The organism is Devosia sp. GW821-FHT12F11 (assembly GCF_058806655.1).
Genome location: NZ_JBXAPX010000010.1, coordinates 168,746 through 185,251 on the forward strand (window position 1 = coordinate 168,746; position 16,506 = coordinate 185,251).

Genomic DNA, 16,506 nt, shown 5'->3' on the forward strand with positions numbered 1-16,506 from the left:
CCTACCGTGATCACCCCACCACCGGCTGTCATCCCAGCGAAAGCTGGGATCCAACTCGCAGCCCGCGCGAGCGGAGAAATGGGTCCCTGCTTTCGCAGGGATGACAGCCGGTGGGTAGGTCAAGGGCCGAGTCAACCGTGCAGCCGGTTCAGCCCAATCGAATACTGCACCAGCGTTCGCGACGCGCCGGTGCCCAGTCTGGAGTGGTTGCGTGGCAGTTCTCGAAGCGCGGCATCTGAGCGTCGATATCCCCACTGAAGACGGCGTGATCCACGCGGTGCGCGACGTCTCCTTCGCGCTCGAAGCCGGCGAACTGTTCGGCATCGCCGGCGAGTCCGGATCGGGCAAGAGCGTCTTGACCCAGGCCATCCTCGGCCTCTTGCCCAATGCCACAGTCACCGGCGAAGTGCTGTTCGAGGGCCGCAATCTCCTGGGCCTGAAGTCCGCCGAATTGCAGGCCATCCGTGGCTCGCGCATCGGCATGATCTTCCAGGATCCGATGTCGAGCCTGCACCCCTATTACACCGTCGGCAGCCAGATCACCGAGATGATCCACGCCCACGAGAAGGTGGAAAAATCGGTGGCGCGCCGCCGCGCCGTCGACCTCCTCGCCCGCGTCGGCATCACCGAGGCCGATCGCCGCTTCGACAGTTTCCCGCATCAGTTTTCCGGCGGCATGCGCCAACGCGTGATGATCGCCATGGCGCTGGTCCTCAACCCGCCGCTGGTCATCGCGGACGAACCCACCACTGCCCTCGATGTCACGGTGCAGGCGCAGATCGTCACGCTGCTCGACGAGATGCGGCGCGAGCGCGGCACCACCGTGGTGATGATCACCCACGATCTCGGGCTGCTCTCCAGCATCGCCGACCACGTGATGGTGATGTATGCCGGCCGCCGCATGGAACTGGGACCGAGCGCCCCGCTCTTCGCCGCCCCGGCCCACCCCTATACGGCCGGGCTGCTCGCCTCCTCGCCCGCCAATTACGAGGCGGGCGCCGAGCTGGTGCCGATCCCCGGCCGCCCGCCCAGCCTGCTCGAAACCCCCAGGGGATGCGTGTTCGCGCCGCGCTGCGCCAGCGCCCTGCCCCGCTGCACTACAGAAGCGCCGCCACTCCGCGTCTTCAGCGATGGCTTGCAGTCGCTCTGCTGGCTCGAAGGCCCCCCCGCCGACGCCGCTGCCAGCGTCGCTGCCACCGCAAAAGCCCCGGCCGCCGACGAGATCGTCGTCAAGGCCGAGGGCGTCCGCCTGACCTATGGCGCGGGCAGCCTGTTCAACCCCGGCGCCGGCTTCGAGGTGCTGAAGGGCATCGATCTCGAGCTGCACCGCGGCGAAACCCTCGGCCTTGTCGGCGAAAGCGGCTGCGGCAAATCCACCTTCGCCCGCGTCCTCGCCGGGCTGATCCCGATGACCCATGGCAAGGTTTCGCTGCTCGGCCGCGATCTCGGCAGCCTTGATGGCCGCGCCTGGCAGGCAATGCGGCGCGAGGTGCAACTGGTATTCCAGAACCCCTTCGGCGCGCTCAACCCCCGCCGCCGCGTCGGCGCCATCATCGGCGATCCCTATCGCATCCACGGCCTCGCCAGTGGCGCTAAGCGGAAGCGCGAAGTGCAGCGGCTGATGGAGCTCGTCGGCCTCAACCCCGAGCACTACAACCGCTTCCCCTCGGAATTCTCCGGCGGCCAGCGCCAGCGCATCGGCATCGCCCGCGCTTTGGCGCTCAACCCCTCCCTGATCATCTATGACGAACCGGTCTCGGCCCTCGATGTCTCGATCCAGGCGCAGGTGCTGAACCTGATGCGTTCGCTGCAGCGCGATCTCGATCTCACTTACCTGTTCATTTCGCACGATCTCGCCGTGGTCCGGCATGTCTGCGACCGCATCGCGGTGATGCAGGCCGGCCAGATCGTCGAGCTCGCCGATGCCGAAACGCTCTATCGCGCCCCGCAGCACCCCTACACGCAGACGCTGCTCGCCGCCTCGGTCACCACCCCGCCCCGCCACGCCGCCGCCGGCCGCACGCTGGTGAGCTCGCATGTTCCGGAGGCCGCATGAGCACCCAGGCTGCCATCCCCGTCGTGCAGCGCGGCTCGCTGGCGCTGACGCTGCGCCGGCTCGGGCGCGACCCGGCCATCATCGCGGCGCTGGTCTTCATCGTGCTGGTGGTGATCTTCGCCCTCTCGGCCCCGTGGATCTCGGCCTTCACCGGCCACTCCGCCATTGAGCAATATCGCGATACCGGCCTTTCCGAGATGGGCCTGCCGGTGGCGCCCAATGCCGAATTCCTGTTCGGCACCGATCATCTCGGCCGCGATGTCCTCGTCCGCCTCGCCTATGGCGCGCAGGTCTCGCTCACCGTGGGCGTGCTCGCCGCGGTGGTTGCGGCACTGATCGGCATCACCGTCGGCATGGTCGCCGGCTATTTCGGCGGCTGGGTCGACACCGTCTTGAGCCGCGCCATGGACCTGGTGATGAGCGTGCCGTTCCTGCTCTGCGCTTTGGCGCTGGTCTCGGTGTTCGGCCCCAGCCTGTCGCTTTCGATCGGCGTCATCGTCTTCTTCAGCTGGACCACCATGGGCCGCGTCATCCGCGGCCAGGTGATGTCGCTGCGCCGGCAGGAATTCGTCGAAGCCAGCCGCTCGCTCGGCGCCGGGCCGCTGTCGATCATGTTCATCGACATCCTGCCCAACCTCAGCGTGCCGATCATCGTCTACACCACCATGATGATCCCGGGCTCGATCGTCTTCGAGGCGACGCTGAGCTTTCTCGGCATGGGCATCGTGCCGCCGGCCCCGAGCTGGGGCGGCATGCTGGCCGATGCCGCCGGCAACTCGCTCTACCTCGTCGCGTCGTGGCTGGTGCTGATCCCCGGTCTGGCGCTGCTGTTCACCACGCTCGCCTTCAACATCCTCGGCGATGGCCTGCGCGATGCGCTCGATCCGCGTGGCCGGCCACTGCGGAGGAAAGCCAAATGATCCGCTATCTCTTTGGCCGCGTGCTGTTCGGCGCGCTGATCCTGCTCACCCTCAGCATGTTCGTGTTCTTCCTGTTCTTCGTCGCCCCGGGTGATCCGGCCCGCATGGTGGCGGGCGACAAGGCGACCGAGACGCAGCTGATCCAGATCCGCAACAATCTCGGCCTCGACCGGCCGATCCACGAGCAATATCTGAGCTTTCTCGGCAAGGCGGTGACCGGCGACCTCGGCTTTTCCTATCGCAACCAGCAGCCCGTCGCGAAGCTGATCTTCAACCGCCTGCCCGCCACCCTGTCGCTGGTGGTGGGCGGTGTGCTGGTCTGGCTCGCCGTCGGCATCCCCATCGGCATCATGTCGGCGCGCCATCCCGGCGGGGTGCGCGACCGGTTGGGCCAGGGCTTCATCCTCATCGGCCTCAGCTTCCCGACTTTCGTGCTCGGCATGATGTCGCTCTACCTGTTCTATTTCCTGCCCCGGCAATCGGGCTTCATGCTGTTCCCGGCCGGCGGCTTCAAACCGTTCCTGCCCAACCCGGCGATCTGGGCCTGGCACCTGATCCTGCCCTGGACCACGCTGGCGCTCACCACCGCCGCGGTCTATGCGCGGCTCACCCGCGGCCAGATGCTCGAAGTGATGGGCGAGGATTACATCCGCACCGCCCGCGCCAAGGGGCTCAGTGAGCGGAAGGTCGTGTGGAAGCACGGCATGCGCGCCACCCTCACCCCGCTCGCCACCCAGCTCGGCGCCGATATCGCACTCTTGCTCGGCGGCGCCATCGTCATCGAACAGGTCTATGGCCTGCAAGGCGTCGGCGCCCTCGCGGTGCAGGCAGTGGCCAACCAGGACCGGCCGATCATCATCGGCGTGGTGCTGCTCGGCGGCCTGTTCATCGTCGTCGCCAACATCATCGTCGACATCGCCTATGTGCTGCTGGATCCGCGCGTGCGGTGATGCATTTCGCACTGGCCCCGCGGTTTGGCTCGGTCCTGCCCCCCACCGGGTGTCATCCCTGCGAAAGCAGGGACCCAACTATCCGCTGGCACGGGCTGCGAGATGGGTTCCTGCTTCACAGGGATGACATCGCGGGTGGTTCGGCTCATCAGTGAAAAGCTCTAGAGAGGTTCGTTCAATGCCCGTCGCCGAATACACCATCCCCGGCATGCTGATCCGCGACCACCTGCTGCCGGTGCCGCTCGATTGGCAGAAGCCCGCGGGCCAAGCCATCGAGCTGTTCCTGCGCGAGGTGGTCGATCCGACCAAGCGCCATGACGACCTGCCGCTATTGGTGTTCCTGCAGGGCGGTCCGGGCGGCAAGTCGCCGCGGCCGACCAAGGGCAGCCCGTCCTGGCTGGCCGAGGCGCTGAAGACGCATCGCGTCATCCTCCCCGACCAGCGCGGCACCGGCCGCTCCACCCGCATCGAAGCCGCCACCATGGCGGGCTTCGCCACGGGCGACGCCGCCGCCGACTATCTCAGCCATTTCCGTGCCGACTCGATCGTTGACGATTTCGAGCACGCCCGCAAAACCCTGTTTCCCGGCAAACGCTGGGAATCGCTCGGCCAGAGCTATGGTGGTTTCCTCACCCTCACCTATTTGTCGCGTTACCCCGAAGCGCTCGCCGCCTGCTACGTCGCCGGCGGCCTCGCGAGCCTCGCGCCCAATGCCGACGAGGTCTACCGCCGCACCTATCCGCGCGCGGCAGGCAAGAGCCGGCTATACTACAAGCGCTATCCCGATGACGTCGCCCGCGTCGCCGCCATTGCCGATTTCATCGTCGGCAATGACGTCCGCCTGCCCGATGGCGACCAACTCACCGTCAAGCGGCTGCAGACCATCGGCATTGATCTCGGCATGGCGCCCGGGCACGAGAACGTCCACTGGCTGATCGACGAGGCGTTCTCCGCGCCGGGCCGGCTGTCCGACCACTTCCTGTTCAGCGTCATGAGCCTCACCAGCTATGACAGCGGGCCGCTGTTCGCGGCGCTGCAGGAGAGCATTTACGGCCACGGCGCCGGCGCCACCAACTGGGCCGCCGAGCGGGTCCGCGCCGATCACCCCGAGTTCGCCCCCGCCGCCCGCCCGCTGCTGTTCACCGGCGAGATGATGTTCCCGTGGATGTTCGAGGAGATCCGCTCGCTCCGCCCGTTCAAGGCCGGCGTCGAAACCCTGGCGGCGCGCCAGAGCTACTCGGAGCTCTATGATCCCGAGCGCCTCGCCGCTAACCGGGTGCCGGTGAGCGCCGTGGTCTATTACGACGATCTCTATGTCGATGCCGGCCTCTCCCTCGAAACCGCCGCCGCGGTCGGCAACCTCCAGCACTGGGTCACCAACGAATACGAACACGACGGCATCCGCCAGAGCGGCAACGTGTTCAAGCGCCTGGTGGAGATGGTCAAGGAAGCGGGCGGACCGGTGAGGGGTTAGGCGGCGAGCCGCGATCTGCTCCCCTCCCCCTTGAGGGGAGGGGTTGGGGGTGGGAGTCCATCGGTGATCACCGCACCACCCCCTCCCTCGATCCCTCCCCTCAAGGGGGAGGGAAGCGACGACTGCAAGTTCGGCTCAGACCTCAGTCCTCAAAATGCCCGCGCACCGCAAAGCCGCCGCCCTGCAGTACCGCCACCTCAGGGTCCGGCGCCGGCCAGCCGCCCGCCGGCACCGGCAGCTCGCCTGAGCCATGCTCCGGCGTCCAACCCAGCGTCTGGTCGGGCCCGTTCACATACCAGGCGCCCGCATTGTCGGAGATGCCGAACACCGTGTGGTAGCCCAGTTCCGGTGCGTCGAGCCCGGCGAGCACCAGGCGAAACAGGTCATCGCGGTCGCACCAGATCTTGATGTCACGCTGCGAGCCCGGGTTGTTGGCGGCGCAGATCCGGATGTTGAGGCAGCCGATGCCGAACTTGTCATAGTAGAGCCGGCTGAGGTTTTCGCCGAACAGCTTGCTCACCGCATAAAGCGAATCCGGCCGCACTTCGGCATGCCGGTCTAGCGGCGCATCGGCGACCTGGTGCATGCCCAGCACATGGTAGGACGAGGCGTAGATCACTCGCTTCACCCCGGCTTTGCGGGCACTTTCGAAGATATTGTAGGTGCCGGCGATATTGGCATCGAGGATCGCCTGCCACGGCTTCTCGTTGGCCATACCGCCCAGGTGCACCACGGCCGAGATATCCTGCCGCATCAGGTCGTCGATCGCCGCGCGGTCGGCGAGGTCGGCGAGCACCACCGCCCCACCGTCGGCCGGAGCTGCAATGTCGGTCGCCAGTACCGCCCTCCCCGCTTCGGCAAATCTCGACCGGAAGTGGGTGCCGAGCCTGCCGGCGGCGCCCGTCAACAGGATTTGCGGCATGATCTTCCTCAGGCGGGGGCCGAAAGCCGCAGGCGCGGATCGGGACGGGGGACGGCGCGGATCAGGGTCTGAGTATAGGGATGCTCGGGCCGCTCGCAAATCTGCTGCACGTCGCCGATCTCGACGATTTTGCCGTTCTTCATCACCGCGACGCGGTCGCAGAAATAGCGGATCACCGAGATGTCGTGGCTGATGAACAGGTAGGAGAGGCCATACTCGTCCTGCAGCCCGCGCATCAGGTCGAGCACCTGGTGGCGCAGCGACACGTCAAGCGCCGAGGTCGGCTCATCGGCGATGATCAGCCGCGGCCTGAGCGCGATGGCGCGGGCGATCGAGATGCGCTGCCGCTGCCCGCCGGAAAAGGCATGGGGGTAGCGCTCGCCGCCATCGGCCGGCAGCCCGACGCGCATCAAGAGCTCCGCCACCCGATCGCGCATCTCGCGCTCGCTCATCGTCGTGTTGGTGCGGAGCGGCTCCGAGATGATCTGGTAGACGGTCATCCGCGGGTTGAGCGAGGAATGCGGATCCTGGAACACCATGCGCACTTCGCTGTAGAGCGATTTCATCTCGCGCTTCGATAGCCGCGCGATGTCGACTTCCACGCCGTCGCCGCGCCAATAATTCACCTGCCCGCCGGTCGGCGTGTAGATGCGCAAGAGCGTACGGCCCAGCGTAGTCTTGCCCGAGCCGCTCTCGCCCACCACCCCGACGGTTTCGCCCTTGTTGATGGTGAGGCTGACCCCGTCGATCGCCTTGAGATAGGCGGTCGGTTTGCCCAGCATGCCGACATTGAGCGGGAAGTGCAGCGACAGGTCGCTGATCTCGGCGATCGGCGATTCCTCGGCCGGGCGTGGCGGCCGCGGCGCCGGCGTTTCAAGCTTCAGCACCGAGCCGAGCAGTGCCTTGGTGTAGGGCTGCTGCGGCCGCTCGAACAGGTCGAACACATTGGCCTCTTCGACCACTTCGCCCTTGAACATCACCATGACGCGGTCGGCGATCTGCGCCACCACGCCCATGTCGTGGGTAATGAACAGCACGGCCATGCCGCGATCGCGCTGCAGCTCACGCAGCAGCGACAGGATCTCGGCCTGGGTGGTGACATCGAGCGCCGTGGTCGGCTCGTCGGCGATCAGGATTTCCGGGTTGCAGGAGAGCGCCATGGCGATCATGGCGCGCTGCCGCATGCCGCCCGAGAACTCGAACGAGTAGCGGTCGAGCGCCGCCTCGGGGTTGGGGATGCGCACCCGGTCGAGCAAGGCCGCGGCCCGCTTCCGCGCTTCCTCCTTGCTGATCCTTTCGTGCAGCAGGATGGTCTCGACGATCTGGTGGCCGATGGTGTGCACCGGCGACAGGCTCGACATCGGCTCCTGGAAGATCATCGCGATGCGCCGTCCGCGCACTTCGCGGATACCGCGCCCGAGCGCCCCGAGCTTGACGATATCGAGCTCGCCGCTGCCGGTATCGAGGAGGATTTCTCCCGCCGTGATCCGCCCGGGCGAGGCGACCAGCTGCAGGATGGCGCGGGCGGTGACGCTCTTGCCCGAGCCGCTTTCGCCGACGAGGCAGAGCGTCTCGCCGCGCGACAGGGTGAAGCTGACGCCGCGCACCGCATGCACCACCGACTTGTGCACCGGGAACTCGACGGCGAGGTTCTTGACGGTGAGGACCGGTTTGGTGTTGGGCACGGTGTTATTTGGCATAGGGATCAGCAGCGTCGCGGACGCCGTCTCCAAGGAAGTTGAGCGACAGCACCGCCACCACCACGCAGATGCCGGGGACGAACAGCCAGGGCGCCTGGGTGATAGCGCGAAGGTTCTGCGTATCCTGCAGCAGCACGCCCCAGCTGACGATCGGCGGCTGCAGCCCGAGGCCGAGGAAGCTGAGCGCGGTTTCGGCGAGGATCATGTGCGGGATGGCGAGGGTCACCGCGGCGATGATGTGCGAATAAAGGCTCGGCATCATGTGGCGCATGATCAGCCGGAACTCGCTCACTCCGTCGAGCCGCGCCGCGATGACGAAATCCTCGCTCCTCAGGCTGAGGAAGCGCCCGCGCACCACGCGGGCGATCTCGGTCCAGCCGATCAGCGACAGGATGACGAGGATCGAGAAATACACCTGCAGCGGCGGCCAGTCCTTCGGCATGGCGGCGGCGAGGCCGAGCCATAGCGGAATGGTGGGCACCGAGCGGATGAACTCGATGACCCGCTGGATCACCCGATCGACGAGACCACCGCGATAGCCGGAAATCCCGCCCAGGATCATGCCGATGATCAGCGACAGGGTGACCCCGACCAGCCCGATCGACATCGAAATCCGGGTGCCGTGGATGGTGCGACTGAGGAGGTCCCGCCCCAGCCGGTCGCCGCCGGCGAGGAAGAACGGCTTGTTCTTTTCGAGCGGCCCGATCAGGTGGATATCGGCATCGAACAGCCCCCACATCTTGTAGCTCTGGCCTTTGACGAACAGCCCGATCGGGATGATCTCGCTCGGCTTGGGGGTGAAGATGCGCCGGAAGCTCTTGGCGTCGACCTTGATGTCGAAGCCGGTAACATGCGGCTGGAAGCGCGAGCCACCGGCGCCGTCGTCGACGAACCAGCCGATGGCCTGCGGCGGCACGTAGGTGAAGCGCGGATCGAACTTCGCCGGATCCTGCGGCGCCAGGAACTCCGCAAACAGCGCCACGAAATAGATCAGCCCGACGATCATCAGCGACAGCACGGCGAGCTTGTGCTTCTTGAACTTGTGCCAGAACAGCATCCACTGCCCGGCGGCCTGCAGGCGCCCGGCGGTGAGCTGCTGGTCGAGCAGGCCCGCTTCGATGTCGGTGGCTTCGGTGGGGGCGCTCATGACAGCCGGATCCTGGGGTCGGAAATGGCGAGCAGGATGTCCGAGACCAGCGTGCCGATCAGCACCAGCCCGCCACTCAGCAGGATGAAGGCGCCAGCCAGATACATGTCCTGGCTTTTCAGCGCCTGCAGCAGCAGCGGCCCGGCGGTGGGGAGGTTCAAGACGGTGGAGACCACCAGCTCGCCCGAAATCAGCGCCGGCAGCACCCAGCCGACGGTGGAAATGAACGGGTTCAGCGCCACCCGCACCGGATAGGTGAGGATCAGCCGCCCTTCGGGCAGCCCCTTGGACCGCGCCGCCTCGACATAGGGCTTGTGCAGCTCGTCGAGGAGGTTAGCGCGCATCACCCGGATCAGCGAGGCCGTGCCGGCGGTGCCGAGCACGAAGATCGGGATCCAGGCGTGGGTGATGAAATCCCACACCTTGGCCAGCGACAACGGTGCATTCTCGAAGGCCGGCGAGAACAGCCCGCCCACCGACACGCCGAACCACATGGTCGAGGCATAGAGCAGCACGATGGCGAGCAGGAAATTCGGCGTCGCCATGGCGAGAAAGGCAAAGGCGGTGGCCACATAGTCGGCGATCGAATATTGCCGCACCGCCGAGTAGATGCCGATCGGCAGCGAAAACGCCCACATCAGTATGAGCGTCAGCACCGAGATCAGCGCCGTCATCCCCATGCGGCCCCAGATCAGCTCGGTGACCGGCTGGTTCCACTCGAAGCTGTCGCCGAAATCGCCGCGGGTGACGATGCCGCCGATCCACTTGAAGTATTGCACCACGACATTCTCACCCAGCCCGTAGCGCTCGCGCAGGCTGTTGAGCATGGCGCTGTCGACCGTCTCCCCGGCCTGCGCGATCTGTGCCGCATAGGTCGAGACATAGTCGCCCGGTGGCAACTGGATGACGGTGAACGCCAGGATGGAGATCGCCACCATCGCCGGGATCATGCCGGCTATTCGCTTGAGAATGTAGAGGAGCATGAACCGGCCCGTGGGTTGGACGATCCGGCGGGCGGTGCCGCCGGATCGAACCTTGAGATGCTCTGGGGAGGACTACTGCTTGAAGTAGAACTGCTCGGTGTTCAGCGTACCCGGATCGGGATGGATCCAGCCGGTCGGGGTATCGTCGGGCACGTTGCCCAGCTTGTTCGACACCACCGCGAAGCCCTGGATCGCGGTACCGATGCCGATCTGGTAGAACTGCTCGGCGCTGATATCGAGCAGCTGGCTCAAGAGCTTGGCCTGCTCGTCGGCATTGGACGTGCCCTTGATCTGGTCGTACAGCGCCCACTGTTGCTTGACATAGTCGGGCGGCTCGACCCCGCCGTCCTTGATGTAGAACTTGGACCAGTCGACAGCGAAGTTCGACTCCGTCGAGAACGGGAAGTAGTCGCGCGGATCGATATAGACGTCGATGCCGCCCGAGGTGGCGCCCCACACCACGATATCGTGCTGGCTGGCGGTCTTTTCCTCATAGAAGCGGGTGCGATCCATCGCCGTGAAGCGCGCATCGACGCCCACTGCCTGCCAGTACTGCACCAGCAGCTCGGCGACATCGGCGGTGTTGCCCAGCGCCGTTACCGCGGCGACGTTGACCACCAGCGGGCTGCCGTCGGGCGCGAGCCGCAAGCCGTTGCTGCCGCGCTTGTCGAGCCCGATCGCGTCGAGCAGCCGGTTGGCTTCGTCGGCATTGTACTCGAGATACTGGGTCGCCAGCTTCTCGTTGTAGAACGGCGTGCCCTCGAGCGGCGCCACCTGGCGCGGCGTGCCCTGCCCCAGATAGACCGTATCGATGATCGCCTGGCGGTCGAGCGCATGGGACAGCGCGATGCGGAAATCCTTGTTCGAGAAGATCGGCGCCTTCACCGCATCATGCGAGTTGAGGTTCACCGAGATGGCGAGCGAGTTGCCAACCCGCGACTCGCGCGGGCTGATGCGGAAATTGCCGGCCTCCTGGCCTTCCGACAGCACCGGCAGGTTAGTGGTGTTGGCGGTGTGGCGGACTTCGTAGTCGATCTCGCCGGCGAGCACGCTGAGCAGCAGGGTCTGCGCCTCGGCATTCACCGACATGCTGAGCCCGTCGATATAGGGCAGCTGGTTCCCTGCAGTATCGACCTTCCAGTAGTACGGGTTGCGCTCGAGCGCCACGCGGGTGGCGCCCGCCACGTAGGGCTCGGTGATGCGCCAGGCCTCGATGGTCGGGCGGTCCGGGTTACGCCAGCGCTGGATGTTCTCGATGCCGACGCCGCACATGTTGACCATCTGCTCGGACCAGTCGGCGACGCCGGCTGCCTTGGCCTTGGCATCGGCGTCCGGGTTGTACTTGGGCAGGAACTGGCTGCAATAGGCCTTGCTCAGCAGTGTCAGCTGCACGCCGTAGACGCTCGCCGCATTGAGGATGAACAGTCCGTTCGGCTTGCTCCACGACAGGGTGAACTCGGTGGGCGAGGCGACGGCAATGGTCGGCAGCTCGCCCTCGACGGTCAGCCAGCCCGGCTTGGTCGGGAACAGCTTGTCGTCGGGCAGCACGTCCTGAACGAAGAACGCCACATCATCGGCGGTGAACGGCGTGCCGTCCGACCACTTCATCCCCTCGCGCAGCGTGAAGGTGAAGGACTTGCTGTCCTCGCTGACGCTGTAGGCGCTGGCGATATTGGGCTGGATCTCGCCGGTCCATTCGGCATCCCAGGCGAGCAGCGGCTCGTAGCCGAAGTAGGTGAACAGCATGTTGCGGTCATTGCCGCCCACCATGCCGCCGCGGAACGTGCCGCCATACTGGCCGACTTCGCTGACCGGCGTGATGACGCGCGGTGCGGCGCCGACGCGCTCGGCCACCGGCGGCAAGCTGCCGTCAGCGACAGCCGCGTCGAGCACCGGCGCCTGTTTGTAATCGACGGCCAGTGCGGCGCCGGCCAAGGCCAGCATCGATACCCCGGCCAATGCAGGCATCAGGAAATGCTTCAATTCACCCTCCCCTCGAAAATTGCATCCGGACGCCGGGAGCGTTCCCCTTCGGCGTCGGCGGGGCAATGTGGTATGACTGCAAACGCGCTGTCAAACAATAAATCATACTACTTTGCCGAGAGTCGTGCTTGGTGCGGCTTTCGTTTGCGTTGACAGCAGGGATTTGCCGGTGCTAGCACCAAGAAATAGTACTAATTTCTGCCCTGGGAGACGCCTGGTGACTTTTGACGAGATCAAATCGAAGATCGGTTCCGGGCTCTTGTCCTTCCCGGTGACCGATTTCGGCGCCGACGGCGAGTTCGACGCCGCCTCCTACGCCAGGCGCCTGCAATGGCTCTCGTCCTATGGCGCGGCCGGGTTGTTCGCGGCGGGCGGCACGGGCGAGTTCTTCTCCATCGGCTATGATGAGTATGACGCGGTGATCCGCACCGCGGTCGAGAACAGCGCCGCCGACGTGCCGGTGCTGGCCGGCGTGGGCTATGGCACCCGCATGGCGGTAGATCTGGCGAAACGCGCCGAGAAGGCCGGCGCCGCCGGCATCCTGGTGCTGCCGCATTACCTGATGTTCGCCGAGGAACAGGGCGTCATCGCCCATATGCAGGCGATCTGCGATGCGGTCGGGCTGGGCGTCATCTACTACGCCCGCGACAACACCCGGCTGTCGCCGGCCGGGCTCGAAAAACTAGCCGAGGCCTGCCCGAATTTCATCGGTTACAAGGATGGCATCGGCGACCTGCAGCTGATGCAGCGCGTCGCGCACCGGCTCGGCGATCGCGTCGTCCATATCGGCGGCCTGCCGACCGCCGAAGTGTTCGCCCAGCCCTATCTCGAGATGGGCGTCACCACCTATTCCTCGGCCGTCTTCAACTTCGTGCCCGAGCTGGCTTTGCGCTTTTACAACGCCGTACGGCAGCGCGACACAGCGGTGGTCGACGGGCTGATGAAGAGCTTTTACCTGCCGCTGATCGAGCTGCGAGACCGCAAGCGCGGCTACGCCGTGTCGATGATCAAGGCCGGCGCCGAGCTCGTCGGCCGCTCAGCCGGCAAGGTGCGCACCCCGCTCACCGAGCTCGACGCCAGCGAACGCCAGGTGCTGGCGGATCTGATCGCCGCCAACGCCTGACGGCTCTCCCCCGTCACGGCGAAAGGCCCGGGTCGCCAGATCCGGGCCTTTGTTTTTGGATAGGACACCGGCAGGCCATTACCCGCCAGCGTCCCCTCTCCCCTGAGGGGAGAGGGCAAGTGGAGCTAGGACCGACGGTCCGTAGCGGAACTAGGGTGAGGGGTTCAGCTTCTCAGTGAGCGCGTATTGCACCGCTTCACCCCTCATCCGGCGCTTCGCGCCACCTTCTCCCCTGAGGGGAGAAGGGACAGAGCAGCCTGCGTCACCTCAAACCAGTCAACGCCCCTTACGCCCCGTACGGATCCCAGCCATTGGCCTGGAACAGCGCAATAATGTACCCGAAGCAGAAGGCGAACGCCGTTTCCATCGAGTTGTCGGCATCGATATGCGGCACGTGGTCGGGCATGATCATGCCGTCATAGCCGACCTCGTGGTAGATCTTCAGCGCCGCCGGCATGTCCATGTCGCCATTGTCGGGGAACTCCTCGGTGAACGAGTAGCGGCCGCCCTTGATGTTGCGGAAGTGCACGTTGAAGATCTTCTTGCGGCTGCCGAACCAGCGGATCACCTCGCCGATTTCGGAGCGCGGATCTTCCATCCCTTCGGCCACCGTGCCCTGGCAGAAATTGAGCCCATGATAGGGGCTCTCGGCGGTCTGGACGAAGCGCATCAGCCCTTCGACGCTCGACAGTACGCGGCTCTCGAAGCCGCGATAGCCCGGCGGCGTCATCGGGTCGTGCGGGTGGCAAGCGAGCCGCACCTTGTTGGCGGTGGCGACCGGCACGACGCGCTCGAGGAAATACTCGATACGCCCCCAGAACTCCTCCGACGAGACTTTGCCGGCAATGGTCAGCGTGTCGCCATCCGTCGCCTGGTCGGCGCGCCAGGTCGAGAGCTTCTGCCCGCCGCGACCGGTCTCGGATTCGGTGCGCGGAATGCCCAGCACGTTGAAGTTGTATTTCGCCGCACCGATCCCCGCCTCGGCCAGCGCCTCGATGATGCGGCAGATGCCGTCGATCTCGCGGTCACGCTCGCCCGGCTTGCCGAGCACGATGCCCGGTGACTGGTGCTTGCGTTCGATACCGGACGAGGGCAGCGGCAGTTGCACCATGTCGAGCACCAGACCGAACTTCGAAACATGCTCGGCGTGACGCATCAGGATATCGCGATCCCATTGCCAGGGGTCGCCGACCGGGTCGATGCACACATGCTTCACCCCCAGTTGCGCCAGCTGCCTGAGGTAGCGGTCGCCCACTTTGGCGAACTGATCGCCGCCGAGCTGCGTGCCTACGTACATTCATTCCCTCCAAAAATATGACTTCTTCAAAGTAGTATGATAGTTTCTCCGCATCGGCAACGGGGGCAATGCGCTGCGCCTCTTCCGCTACTCGCTTGCCCCGCCTATGAATGCGCCTCAGAACCCCAGCCGACAGGCCCCGAAATCCTGATGTCTTCCAGCCCCGCCATCCACCTCACCGACCGGGTCAAGCTCGACCTGTTGCGGCTGATCGAAACCAACGCGCTCAACCCCGGCGACAAGCTGCCGCCCGCCGATCGGCTGTGCGAGCAGTTTTCGGTGAGCCGCACCGTGGTGCGCGAGGCGATTGCCAGCCTCAAGGCCGAGGGCCGGCTGCGCTCGCTGCGCGGCAGCGGCGTCTATGTCAGCAAGCCTCCCCTGCCCGCCGGCGGCCTGTCCATGCTGATGGCGGCGCCTGAAGAGATCGGCGACGTGCTGGATTTCCTCGAGTTCCGCATCAGCGTCGAGGTCGAAGCGGCGGGGCTGGCGGCCGAGCGCCGGACCGAAACCAACCTCCTCCGCATGGAGCAGGCGATGACCCAGTTCAACCGCCACCTCAGCGACAACACGCTCGCCACCGATGCCGACCGCGCCTTCCACCGCGCCATTGCCGACGCCACCAACAACAAGCGCTTCCGCCTGTTCGTCGACGAGATGGGCGAGCGGCTGATCCCGCGGCGCGCCCTGGGCGCCAGCTTCTCCGATGACAAGAGCAAGTCGGAGTTCCTCGACGTCATCCGCACCGAGCACCAGCGCATCTTCGATGCCATCAGCGATCGCAAGCCCGACGAGGCCCGCGTCGCCATGCGCCAGCACCTCGAAGGCGGCCGCCGCCGCTATCGCGAATGGAGCCTCGCGCACGGGGATACCGAACAGTGAGCGCGCCCGAGATCACCACCGTCGCCGCCGACCGCTGCGATATCGGCGAGAGCCCGGTCTGGGACGAACGCGCCGGCCTGCTCTACTGGGTCGACATCACCCCCGGCACCATCCACCGCATCGACCCGGCCACCGGCGTGCGCCAGCGTTGGGAATTCGGCGAACCGGTCGGCGCACTGGGGATCTGCCGGTCCGACAGACTGGTCGTGGCGCTCAAGAGCACGGTGATCCTGTTCGACCCGCGCGATGGCAGCCGGCAGCCGCTTGCCGCGGTGACGCACAAGAAACCCGAGATGCGGCTCAACGACGGCAAGGTCGGGCCCGATGGCGCCTTCTGGGTCGGCTCGATGGATGCGAGCGGCGAAGCCAACCCCGCCGGCGTGCTCTATCGCGTCGCTCCCGACGGCGGGGTCAGCGTGATCACCGAGGGGTTTCGGATTTCCAACGGCCTCGCCTGGGATGGCGCAGGCACCCGCATGTACCACTCGGATTCGCGTGGCATCTGGGTCGATATCTACGATTTCGATCCGGTTAGCGGCACGGCAAGCAACCGCCGCCGCTGGCTCGAGCTCGATGAAGCCACCGGCCGCCCCGACGGCGGCGCCTGCGATATCGATGGCAATTACTGGTCCGGCGGCGCCTCGGCCAGCCGGCTCAACTGCTTCTCGCCTGAGGGCAAGCTCTTGAGTTGGGTCACCCTCCCCAACCTCCGCCCCACCATGCCCTGCTTCGGCGGCCCGGAGCTGAGCACGCTCTATGTCCCGAGCCTCAGCGCAGGGGTGCCGGCCGAGGATCTGGCGAGATGGCCACTCTGTGGGGCGATGGTGAGCTTCGCGAGCGGGACCAGGGGCGTGCCGGTGACTCGGTTGGCGGACTAACGGGCTAACCACCAAACCCACCCCAAACTCGGTGTCATCCCAGCGAAAGCTGGGACCCAACTATCGGCTGGTGTGGGATGCGAGTTGGGTCCCTGCTTTCGCAGGGATGACACCCGAGTGTTTGGCAATCATCGAACGAAAGCCCACCTGCATCACTTCGTGCATCCAGATCACATCTGCACATTTTTTCTGCA

Annotated in this window: 12 protein-coding genes and 1 pseudogene; 7 read left to right on the forward strand and 6 right to left on the reverse strand. The window is 65.8% G+C overall.

The genetic code is table 11. From position 1 onward, the window contains the following. Positions 1-211 precede the first annotated feature (211 nt). The 4 genes from AC1ROK_RS25820 (at position 212) to AC1ROK_RS25835 (ending at position 5,400) form a co-directional block, all read left to right on the forward strand. Entirely contained in the window at positions 212-2,056 is a 1,845-nt protein-coding gene (locus AC1ROK_RS25820) for a dipeptide ABC transporter ATP-binding protein (RefSeq protein ID WP_492852303.1), read from the forward strand. Continuing rightward, positions 2,053-2,976: an ABC transporter permease gene (locus AC1ROK_RS25825; protein ID WP_492852305.1), complete on the forward strand. Its 924-nt coding sequence runs from the start codon at positions 2,053-2,055 to the stop codon at positions 2,974-2,976. Before AC1ROK_RS25820 ends, AC1ROK_RS25825 begins: the two co-directional genes overlap by 4 nt. Beyond that, entirely contained in the window at positions 2,973-3,926 is a 954-nt protein-coding gene (locus AC1ROK_RS25830) for an ABC transporter permease (RefSeq protein WP_492852307.1), read from the forward strand. Before AC1ROK_RS25825 ends, AC1ROK_RS25830 begins: the two co-directional genes overlap by 4 nt. Before the next feature lie 178 nt (positions 3,927-4,104). Continuing rightward, positions 4,105-5,400, forward strand: coding sequence for an alpha/beta fold hydrolase (locus tag AC1ROK_RS25835; protein WP_492852309.1), 1,296 nt, complete (start codon positions 4,105-4,107; stop codon positions 5,398-5,400). Between the two features lie 142 nt (positions 5,401-5,542). Here the strand turns inward: AC1ROK_RS25835 and AC1ROK_RS25840 are convergent, their stop codons facing one another. From AC1ROK_RS25840 to AC1ROK_RS25860, 5 genes and pseudogenes are all read right to left on the reverse strand, one after another. Next, on the reverse strand, positions 5,543-6,307 hold the full coding sequence (locus AC1ROK_RS25840) for an NAD-dependent epimerase/dehydratase family protein (protein ID WP_492852372.1): 765 nt from the start codon (positions 6,305-6,307) through the stop codon (positions 5,543-5,545). Continuing rightward, positions 6,287-8,022 (reverse strand): annotated as a pseudogene (locus tag AC1ROK_RS25845) (ABC transporter ATP-binding protein); the annotation flags it as partial. The pseudogene AC1ROK_RS25845 and the gene AC1ROK_RS25840, both read right to left, overlap by 21 nt. After that, positions 8,012-9,169: an ABC transporter permease gene (locus tag AC1ROK_RS25850; RefSeq protein WP_492852311.1), complete on the reverse strand. Its 1,158-nt coding sequence runs from the start codon at positions 9,167-9,169 to the stop codon at positions 8,012-8,014. The gene AC1ROK_RS25850 and the pseudogene AC1ROK_RS25845, both read right to left, overlap by 11 nt. Continuing rightward, on the reverse strand, positions 9,166-10,152 hold the full coding sequence (locus tag AC1ROK_RS25855; protein ID WP_492852313.1) for an ABC transporter permease: 987 nt from the start codon (positions 10,150-10,152) through the stop codon (positions 9,166-9,168). The genes AC1ROK_RS25850 and AC1ROK_RS25855 overlap by 4 nt, the downstream gene beginning before the upstream one ends. Positions 10,153-10,224: 72 nt before the next feature. After that, positions 10,225-12,135 carry an ABC transporter substrate-binding protein gene (locus AC1ROK_RS25860; RefSeq protein ID WP_492852315.1) on the reverse strand — a complete coding sequence of 637 codons (1,911 nt, stop codon included), beginning with the start codon at positions 12,133-12,135 and terminating at the stop codon, positions 10,225-10,227. Positions 12,136-12,352: 217 nt separating this feature from the next. Between AC1ROK_RS25860 and kdgD the strand changes: the two genes are divergently transcribed. Further along, positions 12,353-13,258: a 5-dehydro-4-deoxyglucarate dehydratase gene (gene kdgD / locus AC1ROK_RS25865; RefSeq protein WP_492852317.1), complete on the forward strand. Its 906-nt coding sequence runs from the start codon at positions 12,353-12,355 to the stop codon at positions 13,256-13,258. A 286-nt stretch (positions 13,259-13,544) separates the two neighbouring features. Here kdgD and AC1ROK_RS25870 read toward each other — a convergent pair whose 3' ends face one another. Continuing rightward, positions 13,545-14,555, reverse strand: a complete 1,011-nt coding sequence (locus AC1ROK_RS25870; protein WP_492852319.1) for a mannonate dehydratase — start codon at positions 14,553-14,555, stop codon at positions 13,545-13,547. A 150-nt stretch (positions 14,556-14,705) separates the two neighbouring features. Here AC1ROK_RS25870 and AC1ROK_RS25875 point away from each other — a divergent pair, with 150 nt between their 5' ends. Together AC1ROK_RS25875 and AC1ROK_RS25880 are read left to right on the forward strand one after the other, a co-directional pair. Further along, on the forward strand, positions 14,706-15,434 hold the full coding sequence (locus tag AC1ROK_RS25875) for a FadR/GntR family transcriptional regulator (RefSeq protein ID WP_492852321.1): 729 nt from the start codon (positions 14,706-14,708) through the stop codon (positions 15,432-15,434). After that, entirely contained in the window at positions 15,431-16,312 is an 882-nt protein-coding gene (locus AC1ROK_RS25880; RefSeq protein WP_492852323.1) for an SMP-30/gluconolactonase/LRE family protein, read from the forward strand. Before AC1ROK_RS25875 ends, AC1ROK_RS25880 begins: the two co-directional genes overlap by 4 nt. The last annotated feature ends 194 nt before the right edge of the window (positions 16,313-16,506 follow it).